Annotated in this window: 17 protein-coding genes; 6 read left to right on the top strand and 11 right to left on the bottom strand. The window is 74.7% G+C overall.

Features of this window, described 5'->3' with window-relative positions:
- Nucleotides 1-340 precede the first annotated feature (340 nt).
- Nucleotides 341-1,666: an O-antigen ligase gene (locus tag C5N14_RS18995; RefSeq protein ID WP_165878152.1), complete on the top strand. Its 1,326-nt coding sequence runs from the start codon at nucleotides 341-343 to the stop codon at nucleotides 1,664-1,666.
- A 72-nt stretch (nucleotides 1,667-1,738) separates the two neighbouring features.
- On the opposite strand, the gene C5N14_RS33990 is transcribed toward C5N14_RS18995, so the two are convergent.
- From C5N14_RS33990 to C5N14_RS19020, 5 genes are all read right to left on the bottom strand, one after another.
- The gene (locus C5N14_RS33990; RefSeq protein WP_117669455.1) at nucleotides 1,739-3,139 is read right to left on the bottom strand and encodes a glycosyltransferase; all 1,401 of its coding nucleotides are present in this window, start codon (nucleotides 3,137-3,139) and stop codon (nucleotides 1,739-1,741) included.
- Nucleotides 3,120-4,529, bottom strand: a complete 1,410-nt coding sequence (locus tag C5N14_RS19005; RefSeq protein ID WP_117669456.1) for a lipopolysaccharide biosynthesis protein — start codon at nucleotides 4,527-4,529, stop codon at nucleotides 3,120-3,122. Before C5N14_RS19005 ends, C5N14_RS33990 begins: the two co-directional genes overlap by 20 nt.
- A complete protein-coding gene (locus tag C5N14_RS19010) occupies nucleotides 4,529-5,473 on the bottom strand; it encodes an NAD-dependent epimerase/dehydratase family protein (RefSeq protein ID WP_117669556.1) in 945 nt (314 codons plus the stop codon). The genes C5N14_RS19005 and C5N14_RS19010 overlap by 1 nt, the downstream gene beginning before the upstream one ends.
- A 136-nt stretch (nucleotides 5,474-5,609) precedes the next feature.
- Nucleotides 5,610-6,932 carry a glycosyltransferase gene (locus C5N14_RS19015; protein ID WP_117669457.1) on the bottom strand — a complete coding sequence of 441 codons (1,323 nt, stop codon included), beginning with the start codon at nucleotides 6,930-6,932 and terminating at the stop codon, nucleotides 5,610-5,612.
- A 3-nt stretch (nucleotides 6,933-6,935) separates the two neighbouring features.
- Complete coding sequence (locus tag C5N14_RS19020) at nucleotides 6,936-8,063, bottom strand: glycosyltransferase (protein WP_117669458.1); 1,128 nt, start codon at nucleotides 8,061-8,063, stop codon at nucleotides 6,936-6,938.
- Between the two features lie 107 nt (nucleotides 8,064-8,170).
- Here C5N14_RS19020 and C5N14_RS19025 point away from each other — a divergent pair, with 107 nt between their 5' ends.
- Complete coding sequence (locus C5N14_RS19025) at nucleotides 8,171-9,460, top strand: glycosyltransferase (RefSeq protein WP_128763606.1); 1,290 nt, start codon at nucleotides 8,171-8,173, stop codon at nucleotides 9,458-9,460.
- Here C5N14_RS19025 and C5N14_RS33995 read toward each other — a convergent pair.
- Both C5N14_RS33995 and C5N14_RS19035 read right to left on the bottom strand, forming a co-directional pair.
- Nucleotides 9,346-10,050, bottom strand: coding sequence for a DapH/DapD/GlmU-related protein (locus C5N14_RS33995; RefSeq protein WP_117669460.1), 705 nt, complete (start codon nucleotides 10,048-10,050; stop codon nucleotides 9,346-9,348). The genes C5N14_RS19025 and C5N14_RS33995 overlap by 115 nt on opposite strands.
- Nucleotides 10,051-10,080: 30 nt before the next feature.
- Nucleotides 10,081-10,611 carry an acyltransferase gene (locus C5N14_RS19035; protein WP_243639764.1) on the bottom strand — a complete coding sequence of 177 codons (531 nt, stop codon included), beginning with the start codon at nucleotides 10,609-10,611 and terminating at the stop codon, nucleotides 10,081-10,083.
- A gap of 413 nt (nucleotides 10,612-11,024) precedes the next feature.
- Between C5N14_RS19035 and C5N14_RS19040 the strand changes: the two genes are divergently transcribed.
- Both C5N14_RS19040 and C5N14_RS19045 read left to right on the top strand, forming a co-directional pair.
- Nucleotides 11,025-11,669, top strand: coding sequence for a sugar transferase (locus C5N14_RS19040; RefSeq protein WP_117669461.1), 645 nt, complete (start codon nucleotides 11,025-11,027; stop codon nucleotides 11,667-11,669).
- Nucleotides 11,654-12,424 carry an N-acetyltransferase gene (locus C5N14_RS19045; RefSeq protein WP_117669462.1) on the top strand — a complete coding sequence of 257 codons (771 nt, stop codon included), beginning with the start codon at nucleotides 11,654-11,656 and terminating at the stop codon, nucleotides 12,422-12,424. Before C5N14_RS19040 ends, C5N14_RS19045 begins: the two co-directional genes overlap by 16 nt.
- Here C5N14_RS19045 and pgm read toward each other — a convergent pair.
- Nucleotides 12,411-14,054 (bottom strand): phosphoglucomutase (alpha-D-glucose-1,6-bisphosphate-dependent), encoded by a 1,644-nt coding sequence (gene pgm / locus C5N14_RS19050; RefSeq protein ID WP_117669463.1) that lies wholly within the window; start codon nucleotides 14,052-14,054, stop codon nucleotides 12,411-12,413. The two genes, C5N14_RS19045 and pgm, sit on opposite strands and share 14 nt — an antisense overlap.
- Nucleotides 14,055-14,120: 66 nt before the next feature.
- Entirely contained in the window at nucleotides 14,121-15,353 is a 1,233-nt protein-coding gene (gene glgC / locus C5N14_RS19055; RefSeq protein WP_117669464.1) for a glucose-1-phosphate adenylyltransferase, read from the bottom strand.
- A 70-nt stretch (nucleotides 15,354-15,423) separates the two neighbouring features.
- On the opposite strand from glgC, the gene glgA reads away from it, so the two are divergent.
- Nucleotides 15,424-16,638 carry a glycogen synthase gene (gene glgA, locus C5N14_RS19060; protein WP_117669465.1) on the top strand — a complete coding sequence of 405 codons (1,215 nt, stop codon included), beginning with the start codon at nucleotides 15,424-15,426 and terminating at the stop codon, nucleotides 16,636-16,638.
- A gap of 762 nt (nucleotides 16,639-17,400) precedes the next feature.
- On the opposite strand, the gene C5N14_RS19065 is transcribed toward glgA, so the two are convergent.
- Nucleotides 17,401-18,564 carry a helix-turn-helix domain-containing protein gene (locus C5N14_RS19065; RefSeq protein WP_243639766.1) on the bottom strand — a complete coding sequence of 388 codons (1,164 nt, stop codon included), beginning with the start codon at nucleotides 18,562-18,564 and terminating at the stop codon, nucleotides 17,401-17,403.
- A gap of 16 nt (nucleotides 18,565-18,580) precedes the next feature.
- Entirely contained in the window at nucleotides 18,581-18,778 is a 198-nt protein-coding gene (locus tag C5N14_RS33265; protein WP_243639768.1) for a hypothetical protein, read from the bottom strand.
- Between the two features lie 197 nt (nucleotides 18,779-18,975).
- Between C5N14_RS33265 and C5N14_RS19070 the strand changes: the two genes are divergently transcribed.
- Nucleotides 18,976-19,203 (top strand): winged helix-turn-helix domain-containing protein, encoded by a 228-nt coding sequence (locus C5N14_RS19070; protein ID WP_117669467.1) that lies wholly within the window; start codon nucleotides 18,976-18,978, stop codon nucleotides 19,201-19,203.
- Nucleotides 19,204-19,246 lie beyond the last annotated feature (43 nt).

The raw sequence follows: 19,246 nt of genomic DNA on the forward strand, positions 1-19,246 counted from the left end.
GTTATATCCTCGAATCACTCTTAAATGGATGAGAAGGAGGGAAAATACCTTCCGAGCACGCCGCGGGCGAGCCCGCCAACGGGGTTCGCGGCGGTCTCATCCACCACTGGCGGTTCCCCCGATTCGCCCACCTTGTCGCGTCGCAACTGGTACAAAGGGCGCGGACCATGCGGACCCGCCAGGTCACGTCACGCTCCACAGCGGAGTAGTCGACCGGGGCGGCGACGCGGTCCGACAGCGTAAGGAGCACCATGCCACCAGTTCGACCACCGCAGCCGGACCGGTGCCACCCGGCCGGCGCGGGCCCGACCGTGGCCGCCCGGGGGCGGTCCGCCCGCCGATGACCACCTCACCACCTCGACTCGGCCCGCGCACCCCCGCCACCGGACGGCAGCCGCAGGCGGCGGACCGTCCGCCGGGCCCGGTCCCGTTCGGCCGGGGGCAGCGGCGGGCGGCGGGCCAACCCGGCACGTGGCTGCTCCGCGCGTGGCCGAACGGCCTGCCCAGCGTCGCCCTGCTCTGCTGGATCGCGTTCTGGGCGGCCCGCCCGCCCTGGTGGTCGTTCAACTGGCTGGCCCCGCTGGCCGTGGCGGCGCTGCTGCTCAGCGGCCGGCTGCCCCGGCCGCGCTGGGCGGATGCCCTGGCGGCGGCGACCGCGGGCTGGGCGTACAACACCAACCTCTGGTCGGACCGGCCGGACCTCACCGTGATGGGGGCCTACCGGTACGCGACGGTCTGCCTGCTCTTCGTGGCCTGCCGGCACGTGCTGCGCACCCGGCGGGACCTGCTGCTGGTGGGCGGGACGTTCCTCGCCGGGTGCGTGTTCGTCGCCCAGGAGGTGGTCACCGGGGCGGCCGAGGACCTCCGCTCGCGGGGACAGGTGCTCGACGTGGCCCACCGGTTCGGCGTCGAGGGCCGGGAGGTGAATCTCACCGCCTACACGCTGGCCGCCGGGATCGTGGTCGCCGCGCTCGTGACCGTCGCCCTGGCACGTCACCGGCGGTGGCGCCTGGTGCCGCTGGCCGCCGCTGCGCTGCTGCTCTGGGCCATGCTGCTCACCGGCTCCCGGGGCGCCGCGATCGGGGTGCTGCTCGGCCTGGCCGCCCTGCTGGCGGCCCGGTTCTGGCCCCGGCCGACGGTACTCGTCCTCGGCCTGCTCGGGCCCGGGCTCCTCTTCCTGGTGCCGCTCGGCAGGACCCCGGACTGGACGATGACCTGGCTCGACAGCATGTACGGCCGGGCCACCGGCGACATCTCCGGGCGGCTGTGGCTCTGGCCCTACGCCATCACCACCTGGTCGGAGCACCCGATCATCGGCTCCGGGCCGGGGGTGCTCATCGCGACCAACCCGTACGGCGTCGGCCCGCACAACCTGCTGTTGACCGTCGGCAACGACCTGGGGCTGATCGGCGTGCTGCTCTACTTCGGCACGATCACCGCCGCCCTGGTGACGACCGCCCGCGCGGCGCCGGTCGGCCGCCTGCTGGTCTGCGGCTTCGCCGCGCTGATGCTGCCGATCTGGCTCACCGGCCAGTGGGAGGCGTCGCCGGCCGCCTGGCTGGCCCTGGCCATGCTGACCGTGCTGCCCACGCTCCGCGCCCCGGCGACGCCGCAGGCCCCCACCGCAGGACGACAACCGAGAGCCGAGGTGCCCGCCAGCGGGTGAGCCCGGGCGGAACCCGCCGTCGGGCACCGCCCGGCCCGCGCCCCGGCCGACGGGATCGGGGGACGCGAACGCTCAGCCGCGCTCGGCGCCCGGGGCCAGCCCGGCCGGGTCGCGCCGGGGCTGCGGCGCGGGACCGACCGGCCCCCGGGCGGCCCGCGCCAGGGTCTCGGCGAACCGGGCGGCCACCTGGTCCGCCCGGTGGTGGCGGACGGCGAAGTCCAGCCCCTGCCGGCCCAGCCGCTCGCGCAGCGCGGGATCCGCGCAGAGCCGGGCGACCTCCCGGGCCAGCCGGGCGGGATCGTCCACGCCGACCACGGCACCGGCACCGGCCGCGTCCAGGTGGGCCATCGAGGCCAGTTCCGCCGGACCGAAACCCAGCACCGGCCGACCGGCGGCGAGATACTGGGGGATCTTGGTGGACAGCGAATACCGGGTGAAGTGGCAGTGTTCCTCGGCGAACGACTCGACGTGCACCAGCACGTCGGCGCGGCGCAGCACCCCGGCGACCTCGTCGCTGGCCAGCGACCGGCCCAGCCGGACGCCGGGCAGCCCGAGCCGCTCGCCGTACCGGTCCAGATCCTGCGGGGGCGCGTGCACGGTCAGCCGGGCCCGCAGGCCGTCGGCGGCAAGCCGGCCGAGGGCCTCGCCGACCTGGCGCAGCGACCGCCAGCGGTCCAGGTGCAGCCCGCCGACGTAGACGAGGTCCAGCACCGCCCCGTCGGTGGCCGGGCGGGCCGGGCCCGGCCGGCCGGCGAAGTCCGCCGGGTCGACGCAGTTGCCGAAGGCCGCGAAGGGCAGCCCGTAGCGGCGCTGGTACTCCCGCGCCATCGGCTCGCTGATCCCCAGGCCGTACGACGAGTGCCGGATCACCTCCCGGACCTCGGCGAGCAGCGCGCGCCGGGCGACGCCGAGCGTCTGCCGGTCGGTGTACAGGGTGCTGGGCCAGTCGTCCATGAAGTGCGGCACCAGCGGCACCCCGCACTCCCGGGCCGCCAGCACGGCCAGCCGCATCTGCCGGATGCTGCCCAGCGTCGCGTACACCACCTGCGGGCGCTGCTCCCGCATCCACCGGCGCGCCCCGGCCGGCACCCGCAGCGGGCTGAGGTCGACGAACGCCCGCAGCTCGGCCCGCATCCGGGCGCGCAGCGACCCCAGCTCGACGCCCGCCCCGCCGGCCCCCGCCCCGCCCACGCCCGACCGGTCCGGCACGCCCGACGACGTCCCCCGGATGGTCCGGGCCCGCCAGCGGAAGAGGTGGTACTCCACGGGCGCGCAGCGCGGGTCGAGCCGCAGGAACCGCTGGCAGACGTCCGTGGCGGGGTCCCGGTCCTCGGCATAGAGCTGGGCCAGCCGCTGCCCCGGCCAGCCGGCGAAGAGGTTGGACAGGGTGATCCCGGTGCCCGAGGCGCGGCCGAACACCGCCGCGCCGACGACCAGCACCCGGGGATGCTCCTCAGCCCACCAGTTGTCCATCGGATCTCCATTCCGGCGCCGGACGCGCAGCCCGGCGCAGCGCCTTGCGGTAGCCGTACAGGGCGGCGGGGACGACGGCGAGCGCGAACCCGGCCACCGCGACCCAGGGGACCGCCCGGAGCCCGAACCAGGAGGCGGCGTACCACTTGCCGACCAGCGACAGGACGGCGAACGCCGCCCAGCCGACCAGTTGCGGGGTGACCACGCCGGCGGCGTTCTGCACCATGAACCGCGGCGAGAGCGCCGCCTGCACCACCCACCAGGCGCCCAGCCCGGCCAGCAGCCACGGGTCGCCCCCGATCGGCACCGGCAGCCAGGCGTCGAGGATCCGCTCCCCGGCGACCGCCAGGACGACCGTGGGCAGCAGGGTGGCCAGCACCGAGACGACGGTCATCCGGCGGGTGATCCGCCGCACCCAGGCCAGTTGGCCCCGGGCCAGGGCGTCCCCGTTGGCCGGCCAGAGCGGCACGTTCACCAGCACGACGAGCTGGCCGAGCTGGCCGAGCAGCTTCGCCGGCACCACGTAGGCGGCGACGGCGGACAACCCGAGGGCATGGGCGACGATCAGGGTGTCCACACTGGTCGCGACCGACGTCACCACGGTCACCACGAAGAACAGCCCGCTGAGGCTCAGCAGTTCCCGGGCGGCGCGCGGGTCGACGCAGCGCAGCCGGGGACGGATCCGGGAGCCGTCGCGCCAGAAGAACCAGAGGCTGTTGACCAGGTTGACCAGCAGCGGCGCGGCGGCCGAGGCCGCGATGATCGCCACCGGCGGCAGCCCGGCCCGGACGATGCCGAGCACCACCAGCAGCCCGACCAGGCCCGCGCCGGCCTGCCAGAGGTTGCTCCGGCCGACCTGCTGGTACGCGTACTGGACCCGGACGATCAGCGACAGCGGCACGTTGAGCACGAACGCGGTGAGGCAGATCAGGGCGATCGCCCTCGCCTGCCCGGGCGCGACCTGGCCGGTGGCGTTGAACAGCGACGCCCAGGGCACCGCGTCGGCGAGCAGCCAGAGCGCGCCGCAGAGGGTGACCGCCAGCAGGGACAGCGCCAGGTAGGCGCTGGAGACGTAGCGGCGGGCCAGTTCGTGGTCGCCGGCCGCCTGGCAGGGCGCCAGCTTGGTCATCAGTCCACTGCCCAGGCCGAGGTCGGCGAAGGCCGCCATCCCGGCGAGCGCGGCCACGGCCATCCAGAGGCCGTACAGGTCGGTGCCGAGGTAGGGCAGCGTCACCGGGACCAGCACGATCGGGACCACGAACCCGGCCAGCCGGCCGAGCACGGCGGTGCAGACCCCGGTGACGAGCCGGCGGGTGCGGTCGGGCGCGCGCCGGTGGGCCCCGGGCGGGGGGCGCTTCCGCTCGGCGAGTCCGGCCGGGACGCTCGGCACTAGTGTCCGGCGAGCACGTGGCCGGCCATCCAGGCCACGGTCTCCTCCAGACCGACGCGCAGCGGCACCGGGCGCGCCGTGGGGAACAGCTCCCGCAGCCGGCCGCAGTCGGCCTGCGAGTCGCGCACGTCGCCGGGGCGGGGCGGCTCGTGCACCACCGGCAGCCGGCGGCCGAGCACGTCCTCCAGCTCGGCGACGAGGTCGAGCAGCGACACCCGGGCCCCGAACGCCAGGTTGACCGCGTCCGGCGCCGCCACCCGGCGCAGCACCGCCTCCACGATCACCGCCGTCACGCTGCCCACGTAGGTGAAGTCGCGGGTCTGCCGGCCGTCGCCGTGCACCCGCAGCGGCCGGCCGGCGAGCGCGGCGGCGACGAACTGCGGCACCACGGCGGCGTACGTGTGGTGCGCCGCCTGCCGGGGGCCGAAGACGTTGAAGAAGCGGAACGGCAGCACGGACAGCCCGTAGCAGGACGCGTAGGCCAGGGCGTACGCCTCGGCGGCCAGCTTGGACACGGCGTACGGGCTGACCGGCATCGGCCGCAGCGTCTCCCGGCGGGGCAGGACGGGGTTCGTCCCGTACACCGACGAGGACGACGCGAGGACGACCTGGGGCACCCCGTGCCGCCGGGCGGCCTCCAGCACCATCAGGGTGCCGGTGGCGTTGGCGTGGTGGCTGGGCAGCGGCCGGTCGATGGAGCGGGGCACCGAGCCCAGCGCGCCCAGGTGCACCACGCTCTGCGCGCCCACGAAGGCGCCGTCGAGCAGGTCCGGGTCGAGGACGGTGCCCCGCGCCAGCCGGACCGGCACGTCGAGCAGGTTCTCCACCGCGCCGGTGGAGAGGTCGTCGACCACCACCACCTCGGTCACCTGCGGTACCTCGCACAGCGCCCGAACCAGGTTGGCGCCGATGAAACCCGCGCCGCCGGTCACCACTACCTTCACGGTCTCCCCCACCACTGGTCGGTCTCCCCGAGCGGCCGGCGCGCAGCCGGGCCACCCGCTGAACAACGACCGCCGATCCGGCAAGTTACTGCAAAAGGGACAGCCGGCGGTCGTCACCCGCGCCGGGCGGGCACGGTCAGCGGCTGCCGCCCTGTCCCGCGCCCGCCGGTCGGCTGCCGGCGGGCCCGCCCCGGTGGCCGCCGGCGTCGATCCGGCCGCCCGTGGGGCCGAGCGCGCCGAGGAACGCCCGCAGCCGGCGGCCCTGCGCGGCCGGGCTCCGGGTCTCGGCGACGAAGGTCCGCCCCGCCGCGCCGAGCGCGGCGGCCGCCGCCGGGGGCAGTTCCAGCACGCGCCGGATCGCGTCCCGGAGACCGGCGGCGCTGTCGTCGTCGGCGTACACCAGGTGCGGGTCGTAGTCGGCGGGTATGCCGGGCAGCCGGGTGGTCACCACCGGCACCCCCGCCGAGAGGTACTCGATGAGCTTGGACGGGAACGAGTACGGCACGAAGTGCTGGTCGACCGGCCGGGGATTGACCAGCACCGCTGCCCCGGCGAGCCACCGGGCCAGGTCGCCGCGGTCCAGCAGCCGCGGTGGCTCGACCCGCGGGTCGAGCGCCGCCTGCTCGTGCAGCCACCCCTCCAGTTCGCCCCGACCGAAGACGCCCAGCCGCAGGTCCGGCGCCGGCAGCCCGTGGAACGCCTCGACCAGACGGTCCACGCCGTAGGCGCGGCTGAGCCCGCCCGCGTACCCGATCTGCCGGGCGGCGGCGACGGCGACCCGGGGCCGGACCCCGACCGGCGGGTTGCAGATCCCCTCCAGCACCAGCCGGGGACGGCCGGGCGCGAAGTCCTCGGCGAGCCGACCGGTCAGGGCGACGACGCCGGCGCACCGGCGCAGCGCGGCCCGGACCAGCGCGACGTCCACGGACCGCAGCAGCCGGACCAGCCGGCCCTCGTGCGGCAGCGGCACCCCCGGCGGGTCGGTCAGCACCGGCACGACCCGGACCCCGCGCAGCCGGCCCAGCAGCACGCCGGCCCAGAGGAACGGCGTGTGCACCCCGTGGACCAGCAGCACGTCGGCGGGGCGTTCCCGCAGCATCCGGGAACCCCGCCGGCAGGCCGCGACGAACCGGGTGAGGTGCTTGAGGCCGAGCAGGTTGACGAAGCCGAGGAGCTGGCCGTCCACCCCGTCGTGCCGGAACCGGGCAGCCCGGTACCGGATCCGGGGGTTACGGGGGTAGGTGGAGACCGGGGCGGCGGACAGCAGCCGGACCGGGCAGCCGGCGCCGCGCAACGCCTTCACCACCCCCCAGGCGAAGGCGTGGGTCTGCGTGGCGTGGATGGCGTCCCCGGCCATCGCCCGGTCCAGCGCCTCGTCGGACAGCGTAAAGCCGAGCAGGACGATCCGTGGCGGCTGCCCGGGCCGGGCCTCCCGGTCACCCGCGTCGCCGGCCGGCACCGCTCAGCCCGCCAGGATCCGCTGGTACGCCGAGTCCAGCGCCCCGAGCATCGCGTCCAGGCTGTACCGGTCGACGACCGTGCGCCGGGCCCGCGCGCCGAGCCGCGCCCGGGTCCCGGCGTCGCCCAGCAGCGCGGCGAGCGCGTCGGCCAACGCCGTCGGGTCGCCGGCCGGCACCAACCGCCCGCCGCCGTCGCGCAGCACCTCCACGTTGCCGCCCACCGCCGAGGCCACCACCGGCAGCCCGTGGGCCATCGCCTCCAGCAGGGCGTTGGACAGGTTCTCGTGCAGCGTGGGGAAGACGAACAGGTCGGCGGCGCAGAGCAGGTCCGGCACGTCTGCGCGGTTGCCGAGCAGCCGTACCCGCGCCGTGCCGGCCGCCCGCAGGGCCGCCTCGACGTCGCCGCGGGCCGGGCCGTCGCCGGCCACCAGCAGCACCGGGCGGACCGGGTCCGGCGGCAGCCGACGCAGCGCCTCGGCCAGCACACCGAAGCCCTTCTCCCAGGTCAGCCGGGCCACCACGATCATCGCCAGGTCGTCGGGGCACAGCCCGAGGTCGGCGCGGACCCGGTCCCGGGCCGCCTCGGGCCGGGCCGGCACCGGCACACCGTTCGGGATGACGCCGAGGAACCGGTCCGCGCAGCCGCGCAGGAAGTCCCGGCCGGCGGCGTACTCGCAGACGGTCGCGACGTGGCTGGCCGCCCGCAGGGTCAGCGGCTCGGCGCCGCGCACCAGCAGCGCGCGGCGCACCGGGCGGTCGACCCGCCGCAGGTCCCGCACGGTCCCGTGCACGGTGACCAGGACCCGCCGGCAGCCGGCCAGCCGGGCGGCGAGGACGCCGTGGAACCCCTCGTTCTGCAGGCCGCGTACGTGCACCAGGTCGGGGCGGACCCGGCGCAGCAGGGCGACCCAGTCCCGCAGCAGGCCGACGTTGAGCGCGCCGTTGCCGCTGCTCTGGTGCATCCGGACGAAGTCGTACCGGTCGGCCAGCCGGGAGCCGAGCACCCGTTCGACGGCGGTGAGCGGCCCGTTGGCGCCCGGCGTCCCGGCCGAGTGCTGCACGACGACGGGCCGGGTACGGGTCCCGGGGCCCGCGCGCTCGGCACCGGCGAGGTCAGTGCTCAGATCCACTTCCGCTCCTATCGACGCGCCAGGCAAGAGGCGGGCCCTGCGCCGCCGGAGTGCCTACACTAAACCGACCTATGGGACACAAGTTACAGACACGCGAAGACAGGAATATGCCGACATCATCTGAAGAGGACGTCGCTCCGCCGCCCGGTGCCGCGCCGCCACGGCTGCTCGCGCTGGCCGCCTTCCGGTTCCCGCACGGCGACGCGATGTCCAACCGGCTGCTCCAGCTCGCCCGGGCCGCCACCCCGCCCGGCACGCCCACCCTCGTGGTCAACGACTGGCCGGCCGACGGGACCCGGCCGCCCGCCGACCCGCCCCTGCCGCCGGGCGTACGGCTGATCTCCATCGGCGGGGGCGCCCACGGGCCGCTGACGCGCTGGCTGCGCCGGCGCGCCCGGCCCCTGCGGATGCTGGCCGCGCTGCGGCGCGCCGGCGTGCGGCCCCGCGACCTGACCGGCGTCTACCTGCCGCTGAGCCTGTGGAACCTCACCACCTGGGCGGTGCTGCGATCCGCGACACGCTGCCGGGTGACGGTGGACGTGCTGGAACGCCACGACCCGGAGCAGTTCCCCCGGGGCCGGCTCGCCCCCTACTTCCTGCGGCACCGGTGGGGCCTGTTCCTGGCCGGCCGGCTCGCCGACCGGGTGATCGCCGTGTCCGAGACGATCGCCGGGCACTTCGTCCGGCGCGGCCGGCCGACCCTGGTCGTGCCGCCGCAGGTCGACCTCGCCGAGCACCCCGCGCCGGCGCCGCCCCCGATCGCCGAGGGGGTCCGGCTGCTCTACGCCGGCTCGGCCGGGCCGAAGGACCTGCTGTCGGTGGTGCTGGCGGGCATGCGGGGGTTGCCCCGGGCCGAGCGGGACCGGGTCCGCCTGGTGATCGCCGGCTTCGACCGGGACCGGGCCGCGAGCCTGTCGGACCTCGACGAGGGCCTGCTGACGGAGCTGGCCGACCGGGTCACCTTCCTCGGCCGGGTGCCCCGCGACCGGGTGCTTGAGGAGCTGCGCCGGTCGCACTTCTCCGTGCTGGTCCGGCCCCTGGCCGGGTACGCGCAGGCGGGCTTCCCCTCCAAGGTGCCGGAGAGCCTCGCCGCCGGGTGCCCGGTGCTGCTGAACTCCACCAGCGACCTGGGACGGTACGTCGTGGACGGCCGGGAGGGGCTGGTGCTCGCCGGGCCCACGGCCGACGACGTCCGGGACGGGCTGGTCCGCGCCCTGGCCCTCGACGACGCCGCCTGGTGGGCGATGAGCCGGGCCGCCCGGGAACGGGCCGGGTCCTTCGACTACCGGTTGTGGGCCCCGGTCGTCAGCGCGTTCGTCGCCGGCCCGGGGTCCGCCGCCGACGGAGCACCGGCGAGCTCCGCCAGCGCGGCAAGTTCGTCCGGCGTCAGCCGGTGACCGGGCGGGTAGAGCGCGCGCTCGTGCGCCGCGATCGTCGCCACCGGCCAGCGCAACCGGAGCACCCGCGCCGGATTGCCGGCGACGATCGCGTACGGCGGCACCGGACGGGTCACCACCGCACCGGCCCCGACCACCGCGCCCCGGCCCACCGTCACGCCGTGCAGGATGACGGCCCGGGTGCCGACCCAGACGTCGTCGCCGATCGTCACGCCCCGGTCCAGGGCCTCGTCGCCGGGCTGCTTGCCCACGGCGGTCATCGGCACGCCGACCCGGTCCACCCGGTGGTTGCCGCCCCGGATCGTGACCTGCGGGCCGAACATGACGTTGTCCCCGATCCGGATCCGGGACCGGGCGGCGATGAGGACCGGCCGGTGTCCCAGGTCGACGTTGCGGCCCACCTCGATCGTCTCGTACGTGTAGACGCCGTCCGGGTCGAAGACGAAGCCGTCGCCCCGGGCGGCGAACCGGCCGGCCACCGCCAGGCCGCGCACCGCCCGGCGGGCCCGGGAACCGAGGGTCCAGAGCCGGTCGAGGGCACGGGCCAGCCCGCCGAGGACCGGGCCGGGACGGCTGGCCGACAGCCGCATCAGGCCCGCCCCCGCCCGGCGGCGGCCCGGTCAGCGCGCCGGCACACCGTAGATCTCCCGGATCGCCGCCGCCTTCTCCTGGGCGGGCAGGTGGCCGCAGCCCAGCGACTTGGCCCGCATCCGGTCCAGGTACTCGTCGACGGTGCGCACCACCCGGGCGGGGGCGCCGACGGCGACGCTGTTGGCGGGGATGTCCCGGGTGACGACCGAGCCGGCCCCGATCACGCACCGGTCACCGATCGTCACCCCGGGCAGGACAAGCGTGCGCACCCCGAGGTACACGTCGTCGCCCACCCTGATCGGCGCCGTCCACTCCAGGTCCGGATGCTCCCGGCGCAGGATGAGCGTACCGCCGTCATGGGTGACGAACTGCACCCCGGCGGTGATGTAGACGTTGTCGCCGAGGGACACCAGCCACGGCTCGGACCCGAACATCGCCCGGTTGATCCCGTAGAACCGGACCCGGCCCCGCAGGTCCACGCCGATGGCCCTAGCGAACCCCTCCGGGTCGCGGGCCGCCGCCCGACGGTCCCGCACCGACGCCCACAACGCACGGAGCATTCCCACCACCATCCCCTCCCGACGTCGGAGTCCGCTCGACGCCGGCCGTCGTCCGACCCGTCGACCTTGCAACGACGTTCCCCGCCCCAGGTGACCGTCGCGGGCCGGTCGGCCTGCGGTCCACGGCTGGCGATCGCCGGCGTGTTGGCACTGGTCGGCGTGCTGGCGCTGGTTGGCCCCGGCGGCCCGCAACGACCCGGCCGCCCGCGCGTCCGCCCGGCGCACCGGGATCGACAACCCGCCGCGCATACCGGACCGGCACCCGGCATGAGAGCAAAAATCGGAAACATCACATGAAAGCCTCCCAAGGCTGATAGAAACACGATTCGGTCTGTTCACCCCCGAGTCCTGGGAGGTCGGAACGTGAACGTTCACCGGGAGCTGGCGACACCACGGGGATCGGGCACCGTCCGGTGAGCGGGCGGCCCTCGCCCGCCCGGCTGCGCGTCAAGCGCGCCGTCGACGTGCTGCTGGTGCTGGCCGCGCTGGTGCTCACCACGCCGGTCGTGGCGGTCGCCGCGCTGCTCGTGCTGGCCCAGTTCGGTTCGCCCGTGTTCTTCAGCCAGGTTCGGACCGGCCGGCACGGGCGACCGTTCCGGATCTACAAGCTGCGGACGATGTCCGACGAGCGCGGCGCGGACGGCGCCCTGCTGCCCGACGGGGTCCGCTGCCGGGGGGTCGGTCCCGTCCTGCGTCGGCTCAGCATCGACGAGCTGCCCCAGCTCTGGAACGTCCTGCGCGGGGACCTCAGCCTGGTCGGCCCGCGACCACTGCTGCCCCGCTACGACCCCTGGTACACCGACCAGGAACGGCGCCGCTTCCTCATGCCGCCCGGGCTGACCGGCCTGCAACAGATCAGCGGACGCAACACCCTCCGCTGGGACGACCGGCTCGCCCTGGACACCCGCTACGTCGACGAGTGGTCGCTGCGGCTGGACCTGTGGATCCTGGTCCGCACAGTCGGCAAGGTGCTGCGGGGCACCGGCGTCGTCCTCGACCCGTCCGCGCACATGCTGGACCTCGACCAGGAGCGGCAGCTCACGTGCCTGCCCTCCTGACCGCCGCCGGGGTCACCGTCGGGGTCACCGCCCTCGACAGGCCCACCGACCCCGCACTGGGTTCGGTCACCCGGCTGCTGGCCGAGGCGATCCCGGCCGACTGCGCGGGCCTGGTGCCGTACCACGCGCCCGGGTACGCCGCGTTCCTGGCCGCCGCGCTGGCCCCGCCGGCCGGCGCCCGCACCGTCCTGCTGCGCTGCGTGCGCGACGGGGCCGACGTGCTGGCCGTGGCGGACTGGCGGTGGCTCGGTCGGCAGTTGCTGCTCAACGGGGTCGCGGTGGCCCAGGGGGTGCGGGGCTCGGGCCTGGGTGGCGCGCTGCTGGCCGACGGCCTGCGGCTGGCCCGCCGGCTGCGGTGCGCCGCGCTGGCCCTGGACGTGTCGCGCGACAACGTCGGCGCCCGCCGGCTGTACCGGCGCTTCGGCTTCGCCGGCCGGTCGCACAGCTCCTGGGCCGAGGTGCCGCTCGCCGCGGGAGCCGGCCCCGGACTCCGCTTCGCCGACTGGCCGGCCTTCGCCGCCCACCGCGCCGCCTACGGCTTCGGCGACCTGCGGGTGTTCACCGCCGCCGGCCCGGTGACCGTCCGGGCGGTCGGCCCGACGCTGCGGGTGCCCGCCGGCCCGGAGGCCGGCGGGCTCGCCACGGCGCTCGCCGGGCCGCTCGGCGCCACCCGGGCCTGGGCCGTCCGGGACGGGCTGGACCCCGGCGGCTTCGCCCGGTTCACCAGGATGCTGCGGCCCGTCACGCCCGGCTGAGCACCGCCGAGACCAGCTCCCGCGCCTCCTGCTGGATCCGGGCCAGGTGGTCGGGGCCCTGGAAGGACTCGGCGTAGATCTTGTAGACGTCCTCGGTGCCGGAGGGGCGGGCGGCGAACCAGCCGGAGGCGGTGGTCACCTTGAGCCCGCCGATCGCCGCGCCGTTGCCCGGGGCGGTGGTCAGCGTCGCGGTGATCGGCTCGCCGGCCAGCTCGGTCGCCGTCACCTCGTCCGGGGAGAGCTTGGCCAGCACCGCCTTCTCCTGCCGGCTGGCCGGGGCGTCGATCCGGGCGTACGCGGGGGCGCCGAACCGTTCGGCCAGCTCGGTCCAGTGCTGGCTGGGCGTCTTGCCGGTGGTCGCGATGATCTCCGAGGCGAGCAGGCAGAGCAGGATGCCGTCCTTGTCGGTGGTCCAGGTGCTCCCGTCGCGGCGCAGGAACGACGCCCCGGCGCTCTCCTCGCCGCCGAAGCCGACCGACCCGTCGAGCAGGCCCGGCACGAACCACTTGAACCCCACCGGCACCTCCAGCAACGGCCGGCCCAGGTCGCCGGCGACCCGGTCGATCATCGAGGAGGAGACCAGGGTCTTGCCGACCGCGGCGGCCGGGCCCCACTGCGACCGGGTGCGGAACAGGTGCCCGATCGCCACCGCCAGGAAGTGGTTGGGGTTCATCAGGCCGCCGTCGGGGGTGACGATGCCGTGCCGGTCGGCGTCGGCGTCGTTGCCGGTGGAGACCTGGTAGTCGGCGCGGGCGGCGATCAGCGACGCCATCGCGTTCGGCGACGAGCAGTCCATCCGGATCTTGCCGTCGCCGTCGAGCGTCATGAACCGCCAGGTCGGGTCGACCGTCGGGTTGATCACCGTGAGGTCGAGGCGGTGCCGCTGCGCGATCTCCCCCCAGTAGGCGACGCTGGCCCCGCCGAGCGGGTCGGCGCCGACGCGCACCCCGGCGTCCCGGACGGCGTCGAGGTCCACCGCGGCGGGCAGGTCGTCGACGTAGCGGGCGAGGAAGTCGTACTCACCGGTGGTGTCGGCGGCGCGGGCCCGCGCGTACGGGATCCGCCTCACCTCCTTGAGCCCGGCGGCGAGGATCGCGTTCGCCCGGTCCTGGATCCACTTCGTGACGTCGGAGTCGGCCGGCCCGCCGTGGGTCGGGTTGTACTTGAACCCGCCGTCGTCGGGCGGGTTGTGCGACGGGGTGATCACGATGCCGTCGGCCAGGCCGGAGGTGCGGCCCCGGTTGTGGGCGAGGATGGCGTGCGACACCGCCGGGGTGGGGGTGTAGCCGTCGCGGCTGTCCACCAGCACGGTGACCCCGTTGGCGGCGAGCACCTCCAGCGCGTCGACGGCCGCCGGGGCGGACAGCGCGTGGGTGTCCCGGCCGAGGAAGAGCGGGCCGTCGAGGCCCTGCTCCCGGCGGTGGTCGCAGAGCGCCTGGGTGACGGCGAGGATGTGGTCGGAGTTGAACGCGTTGCGCAGGCTCGACCCCCGGTGCCCGGAGGTGCCGAAGGACACCTGCTGCGCCGGATCGTCCGGATCGGGGTGCTCGGCGTAGTAGGCGGTGACCAGCCGGGGCACGTCGACCAGGTCGGCGGGCTCGGCGGGCTGACCGGCACGGGGGTGGGCCACTGCGCAACCTCCAGGGACGGGACGGACGTTGACTCTTTCCCGGCGAGCGCCGGGGTCACACGTGGCTCAGGGCTCGACCCGTTGGCCCTTGCCGATCACCACGATGCCGTTGTCGGAGACCGTGTAGCGCTGCCGGTCCCGCTCCAGGTCGACACCGATCTCGGCCCCCTCGGGGACGACGACGTTCTTGTCCAGGATGGCGCGGCGGACCACGGCGTGCCGGCCGATCTCGACCCCCTCCATCAGCACCGCGCCGTCGACGTGCGCCCAGGAGTGCACCTTCACCTTCGGCGAGACGATCGAGTTCTCCACCAGGCCGCCGGAGATCACCGCGCCGGGCGAGACCATCGACGCCACGGCCCGGCCGACCCGCTCGCCCCACTGGTGGACGAACTTCGCCGGCGGGTACGGCGGCTGCTCGGTGTAGATGGGCCAGTCGAAGTTGTAGAGGTTGAACACCGGGTGCACGTTGATCAGGTCCATGTGCGCGTCGTAGAACGAGTCGAGCGTCCCCACGTCCCGCCAGTAGCCTCGGTCGCGGTCGGTGCTGCCGGGCACCTCGTTGTCGCGGAAGTCGTAGACGTTCGCCTCGCCCCGTTCGACCAGCATCGGGATGATGCTGCCGCCCATGTCGTGCTTGCTGGTCTTGTCCTCCGCGTCCCGCTCGACGGCCTCCAGGAGGACCTTCGTGGTGAACACGTAGTTGCCCATCGAGGCGTAGATCTGGTCCGGCGCGTCGGGCAGCCCGGCCGCATCGGTGGGCTTCTCGCGGAACGCCCGGATGCGCCGGCCGTCCTCGCCGACCTCGATCACCCCGAACTGGTCGGCCGTCGACAGCGGCTGGCGGATACCCGCGACGGTCACCCCGGCGCCCGAGGCGATGTGGTCGTCCACCATCTGCCGGGGGTCCATCCGGTAGATGTGGTCGGCGCCGAAGACGATCACGTAGTCCGGCTGCTCGTCGTGGACCAGGTTGAAGCTCTGGTAGATCGCGTCGGCCGACCCGGCGAACCACCACGGCCCGCGCCGCTGCTGCGCCGGCACCGGCGTGACGTAGTTGCCGAGCAGGGTCGACATCCGCCACGTCTTGGTGATGTGCCGGTCCAGTGAGTGGGACTTGTACTGGGTCAGCACGACGATTTTGATGAAGCCGGCGTTGGCGAGGTTGGACAGGACGAAGTCGACCATGCGGTACATCCCGCCGAACGGGACGGCCGGCTTCGCCCGGTCCGTGGTGAGTGGCATCAGGCGCTTGCCTTCCCCACCGGCCAGGACGATCGCGAGCACCTTGTCAGCCATGAACAGACGCTAGCGATCCGCGTGCCACTTCACCACTCGTACGGGCCGACTTCTGCACTAGGGTGCGGGCATGACCGACTCCGCCCCGGCCACGGCACAGCTCCGCGTCGATCTGCTCACCCGCGAGTACCCGCCGGAGGTGTACGGCGGCGCCGGGGTGCACGTCGAGTACCTGGCCCGGGAACTGCGCCGGCTCGCCGACGTGCGGGTGCACTGCTTCGGCGCGCCGCGCACCGAGCCGGGCGTCACCGCGTACGCCGAACCGGCCGGCCTGGCCGGCGCGAACGCCGCGCTGCGCACCATGGGCGTCGACCTGGAGATGGCCGCCGGCTGCGCCGGGGCCGACGTGGTGCACAGCCACACCTGGTACGCCAACCTCGCCGGGCACACCGCGAAGCTGCTGCACGGCGTCCCGCACGTGGTCACCGCGCACAGCCTGGAGCCGCTGCGGCCGTGGAAGGCCGAGCAGCTCGGCGGCGGCTACGCCCTGTCCTCCTGGTGCGAGCGCACGGCGTACGAGGCGGCCGACGCCATCGTCGCGGTGAGCGCGGGGATGCGCGCGGACGTGCTGGCGGCGTACCCGGCGGTGGACCCGGACCGGGTGCGGGTGGTCCACAACGGCATCGACACCGCCCAGTACGCCCCGGACCCCGGCACCGACGTGGTGGACCGGCTCGGCATCGACCCGGCCCGCCCGAGCGTCGTGTACGTGGGGCGGATCACCCGGCAGAAGGGCCTGCCCTACCTGCTACGGGCGGCCCGCGAGCTGCCGGCCGACACCCAGCTCGTGCTGCTCGCCGGGGCCCCCGACACCCCCGACGTCGCCGCCGAGGTGGAGGGCCTGGTGGCCGAGCTGCGGGCCAACCGGTCCGGGGTGGTCTGGGTGGCCGAGATGCTGCCCAAGCACGAGGTGATCCAGGTGCTCACCCACGCCACGGTCTTCGCCTGCCCCTCGGTCTACGAGCCGATGGGCATCGTCAACCTGGAGGCGATGGCCTGCGAGACCGCCGTGGTGGCCACCGCCACCGGCGGCATCCCCGAGGTGGTCGCCGACGGCGAGACCGGGCTACTCGTGCCCATCGACCAGGCCACCGACGGGTCGGGCCGGCCGCTGGACCCGCAGCGGTTCGTGGCCGAGCTGGCGGCGGCGATCAACACCCTGCTCGCCGACCCGACGAAGACCGCCGAGCTGGGCAGGGCCGGGCGGCGTCGCGCCGTCGAGCACTTCTCCTGGGACGCCATCGCCGCCCGCACCCTCGACCTCTACCGCTCGCTGCCGCGCTAGGGCCGCGTCTTTGAACGTTGATCGGGTAGTCCGTCGGTTCTGCGGCAGGGTCTTGTGCGTAGTCGATTGAGGTGTGTCTGACCTGGGCGTACGCGGTGCCGTGGCCTGGTTGGAGGGTGACGCGGGGCAGGGCCATCGCCTGGTCGTGGGTGCGGTCCCCGGCCGGCGGGGGGACGGTGGTCCGGGCGGAACTGTGGGCGGCGGCCGATGACGTGGGCGACGGCGCCTATGGAGCTGAGTCGTTTACGTCATCACCGTCGGTCGGGCCACCACCGGTCGCGGTTACCCACCGCCCCGTTGGGTCGTGGCTGGCGGTCGTGGCGGTCGTCGCGTGCGGTCGCCGATGGCGGCGGGCGTGGCTGATGTCGTATTCGACTCAGCTCCACAGGCACCGGAAGGCACACCTGGGACCCCCCCGGACTCCCTGACCGAAGCGCTCCCGCCCGCATCTCGCCACCGCCGTGGGTGCCGAGGACGTGTCGGGCAGGCCGCCTCCCCACGCATGAGGCTGTGGGGGCGGCGATCGTGGCGCCGTTCTCGTCGAGGTCGGCATGGGTTGGCGGAGAAGACGTGCGCGAGTCCGGCTGCGCAGCCGTTGGCTGCCCGGCTACTGGCTGCGCCACCCCCTGTTCGGCCTCGTGGTCCTGCTGCTCGGAACCGTGACGTTCCTGTGGCTCGGAATCGACTCGGCACACCGCACGCATCGGCGACGGCTACCTCTCGGCGGTCCGGGCACCACTTCGCCTGACGGCAACCCTGAAGTCAGGTGACGTGGAGGGCGGCGGCGAGCCGGGCCAGGCCCGCCGGGGCGGCGGCGGACCGCGCCACGACGGCGACCAGGTCCCGTACCGCCGGCCGGTCGTGCACCTCGCCGCGCGCGGTGCGTTCCGCGTCCAGCAGCGCCCGGCCCGCCCGGAACATGTCGCCCGTCTGCGCGTACGCGCGGGCGGCGTCGAGCAGGTACGCGGCCCGGTGCTCGGGCGGCAGCCACCGCCACTCGCCGCCGGCCGTCAGCCGCTCGTGCCGTGCCGTCGCCGCCGTGCCGTCCCCGAGGGCCGCCTCGGCCACCACCCGGGCGGCCTCGACCGCCGCAAGGCCGAAGCCTCCGTCGCCAATCTCCTGGGCGGCCTGCGCGGCCTGGTCGAGCAACTCCTGGACGCCGCGTTCGTCCCCCTGGCCTGCGGCGGCGAGGGCTGCCTGGAGCAGCAGCGTGCCGAGCAGGGACGGGTCGGCCGGCAGATCGACCCCGGACCGGGACCGCATGATGCGGTGGGCGGCGACGACGGCAGTCTCCATCGCGGACCGTCGGCGGCCGACAGACCTCAGGGCCTGACTCAGCGGCACGGTGGCGACGGCGGCCACCCACGGGTCGTTCGTGGCCAGGGCGACGGCCATCCCCCGGTCGGCGGCCAGCCAGGCCGGCTCCCCCTGGTCGACCTTGACCAGCACTAGGGCGATGAGCCCGTACACGGGTACCAGCAGGCCGTCGGTCGCCCGACCGGGGCGGGTGGCCCGCGCCGCGCGGGCGGCGTCGAGCAGGCCGGGCAGCAGGGCCAGCAACTCCGGGTACCGGGCGTGCCGGTAGCTCTGGCCCGCGTGGCCCAGACGGGCCCGCAGCTCCGCGACGTCGGGCGGCCGGGTCGGGGCCTCGATGTGGTACCGGGCCAGGGCGGCCCGGACCTGTTCCACCCCTGCGGCGGTGGGGTTCGGCGTCCCCGGCCGCTCCGAGAGCAGGACCTCCAGATCGATCCGGAGCGCTTCGGCGATCTCCCGCAGGTTGGACACCCGTTCCAGCCGGCGCACCCCACGTTCGACCTTGTCCACCCAGCTCTTGGACTTGCCGAGACGGTCGGCGAACTGCTGCTGCGTCATGTTCCGCCGCACTCGCCACTGGGCGACCCGGCGGCCCACCGGCAGCTCGTTCACCGCCGGCCCGTCCCGCTCACCCGAAGATCCCGACCAGAAGCAGGACGAGTACGAGCAGCGCGACCGTGAGGCCGTAGGCGTACTGCCGCCGGGCGAGCGGCCTGCGGGCCGGGCGGGCCGGACATGGCACCCGGTCTCCGTCGGGGTGCGGAGGCCGGCCACCCGGAACCGGGTACGCCGCCGGCAACGGCCCGTCATGCGGGCGCTCGGGCATCGGTGCCTCCTCAGGGCTTGTCAGGGGGCGAGGTGGCACGGGGAACCACCCCGCCCCGGGTAGAGGTGCTCCGCTGCTGACGAGAGGACCCCTGCTACGAAGCAACTTAGGACCCTTAGTAGCAAGAGTCAACACAGGGTCCACACCGTGTCGCGCTTGGTGAGATTCTGGACAGGCTGACGAGAGGTGGTCCCCCCATGCCCCGCAAGCCTGTGTATGAGCAGGTCGTCGATGATGTCACCGCGTCGATCCGAAGCGGCACACTCAAGCCCGGCGACAAGCTGCCAACGATCGCCGAACTCGCCCGGCAGTACAGCTCGTCCGACAACCCGATCAAACGAGCCCTCTGGATCCTCGATGAGCGGGGCTGGATCGAGGTGCACCAGGGCAAGGGCTCCTACGTGGCACCGGAACCGCCCGCCTAGATCCAACCCGTCCACCATGATCGTCTGCTGAAAATGGAGACGA

Origin of the sequence: Micromonospora sp. MW-13, from assembly GCF_003434305.1 — a bacterium.
Classification (GTDB): domain Bacteria; phylum Actinomycetota; class Actinomycetes; order Mycobacteriales; family Micromonosporaceae; genus Micromonospora.

Coding starts and splice junctions, on each gene's coding strand:
- C5N14_RS18995 (WP_165878152.1), top strand. CDS start 341: ATGACCACCTCACCACCTCGACTCGGCCCGCGCACCCCCGCCACCGGA.
- C5N14_RS33990 (WP_117669455.1), bottom strand. CDS start 3,139: ATGGACAACTGGTGGGCTGAGGAGCATCCCCGGGTGCTGGTCGTCGGC.
- C5N14_RS19025 (WP_128763606.1), top strand. CDS start 8,171: ATGCCGACATCATCTGAAGAGGACGTCGCTCCGCCGCCCGGTGCCGCG.
- C5N14_RS33995 (WP_117669460.1), bottom strand. CDS start 10,050: ATGCGGCTGTCGGCCAGCCGTCCCGGCCCGGTCCTCGGCGGGCTGGCC.
- C5N14_RS19035 (WP_243639764.1), bottom strand. CDS start 10,611: ATGCTCCGTGCGTTGTGGGCGTCGGTGCGGGACCGTCGGGCGGCGGCC.
- glgC (WP_117669464.1), bottom strand. CDS start 15,353: ATGGCTGACAAGGTGCTCGCGATCGTCCTGGCCGGTGGGGAAGGCAAG.
- glgA (WP_117669465.1), top strand. CDS start 15,424: ATGACCGACTCCGCCCCGGCCACGGCACAGCTCCGCGTCGATCTGCTC.
- C5N14_RS33265 (WP_243639768.1), bottom strand. CDS start 18,778: ATGCCCGAGCGCCCGCATGACGGGCCGTTGCCGGCGGCGTACCCGGTT.
- C5N14_RS19070 (WP_117669467.1), top strand. CDS start 18,976: ATGCCCCGCAAGCCTGTGTATGAGCAGGTCGTCGATGATGTCACCGCG.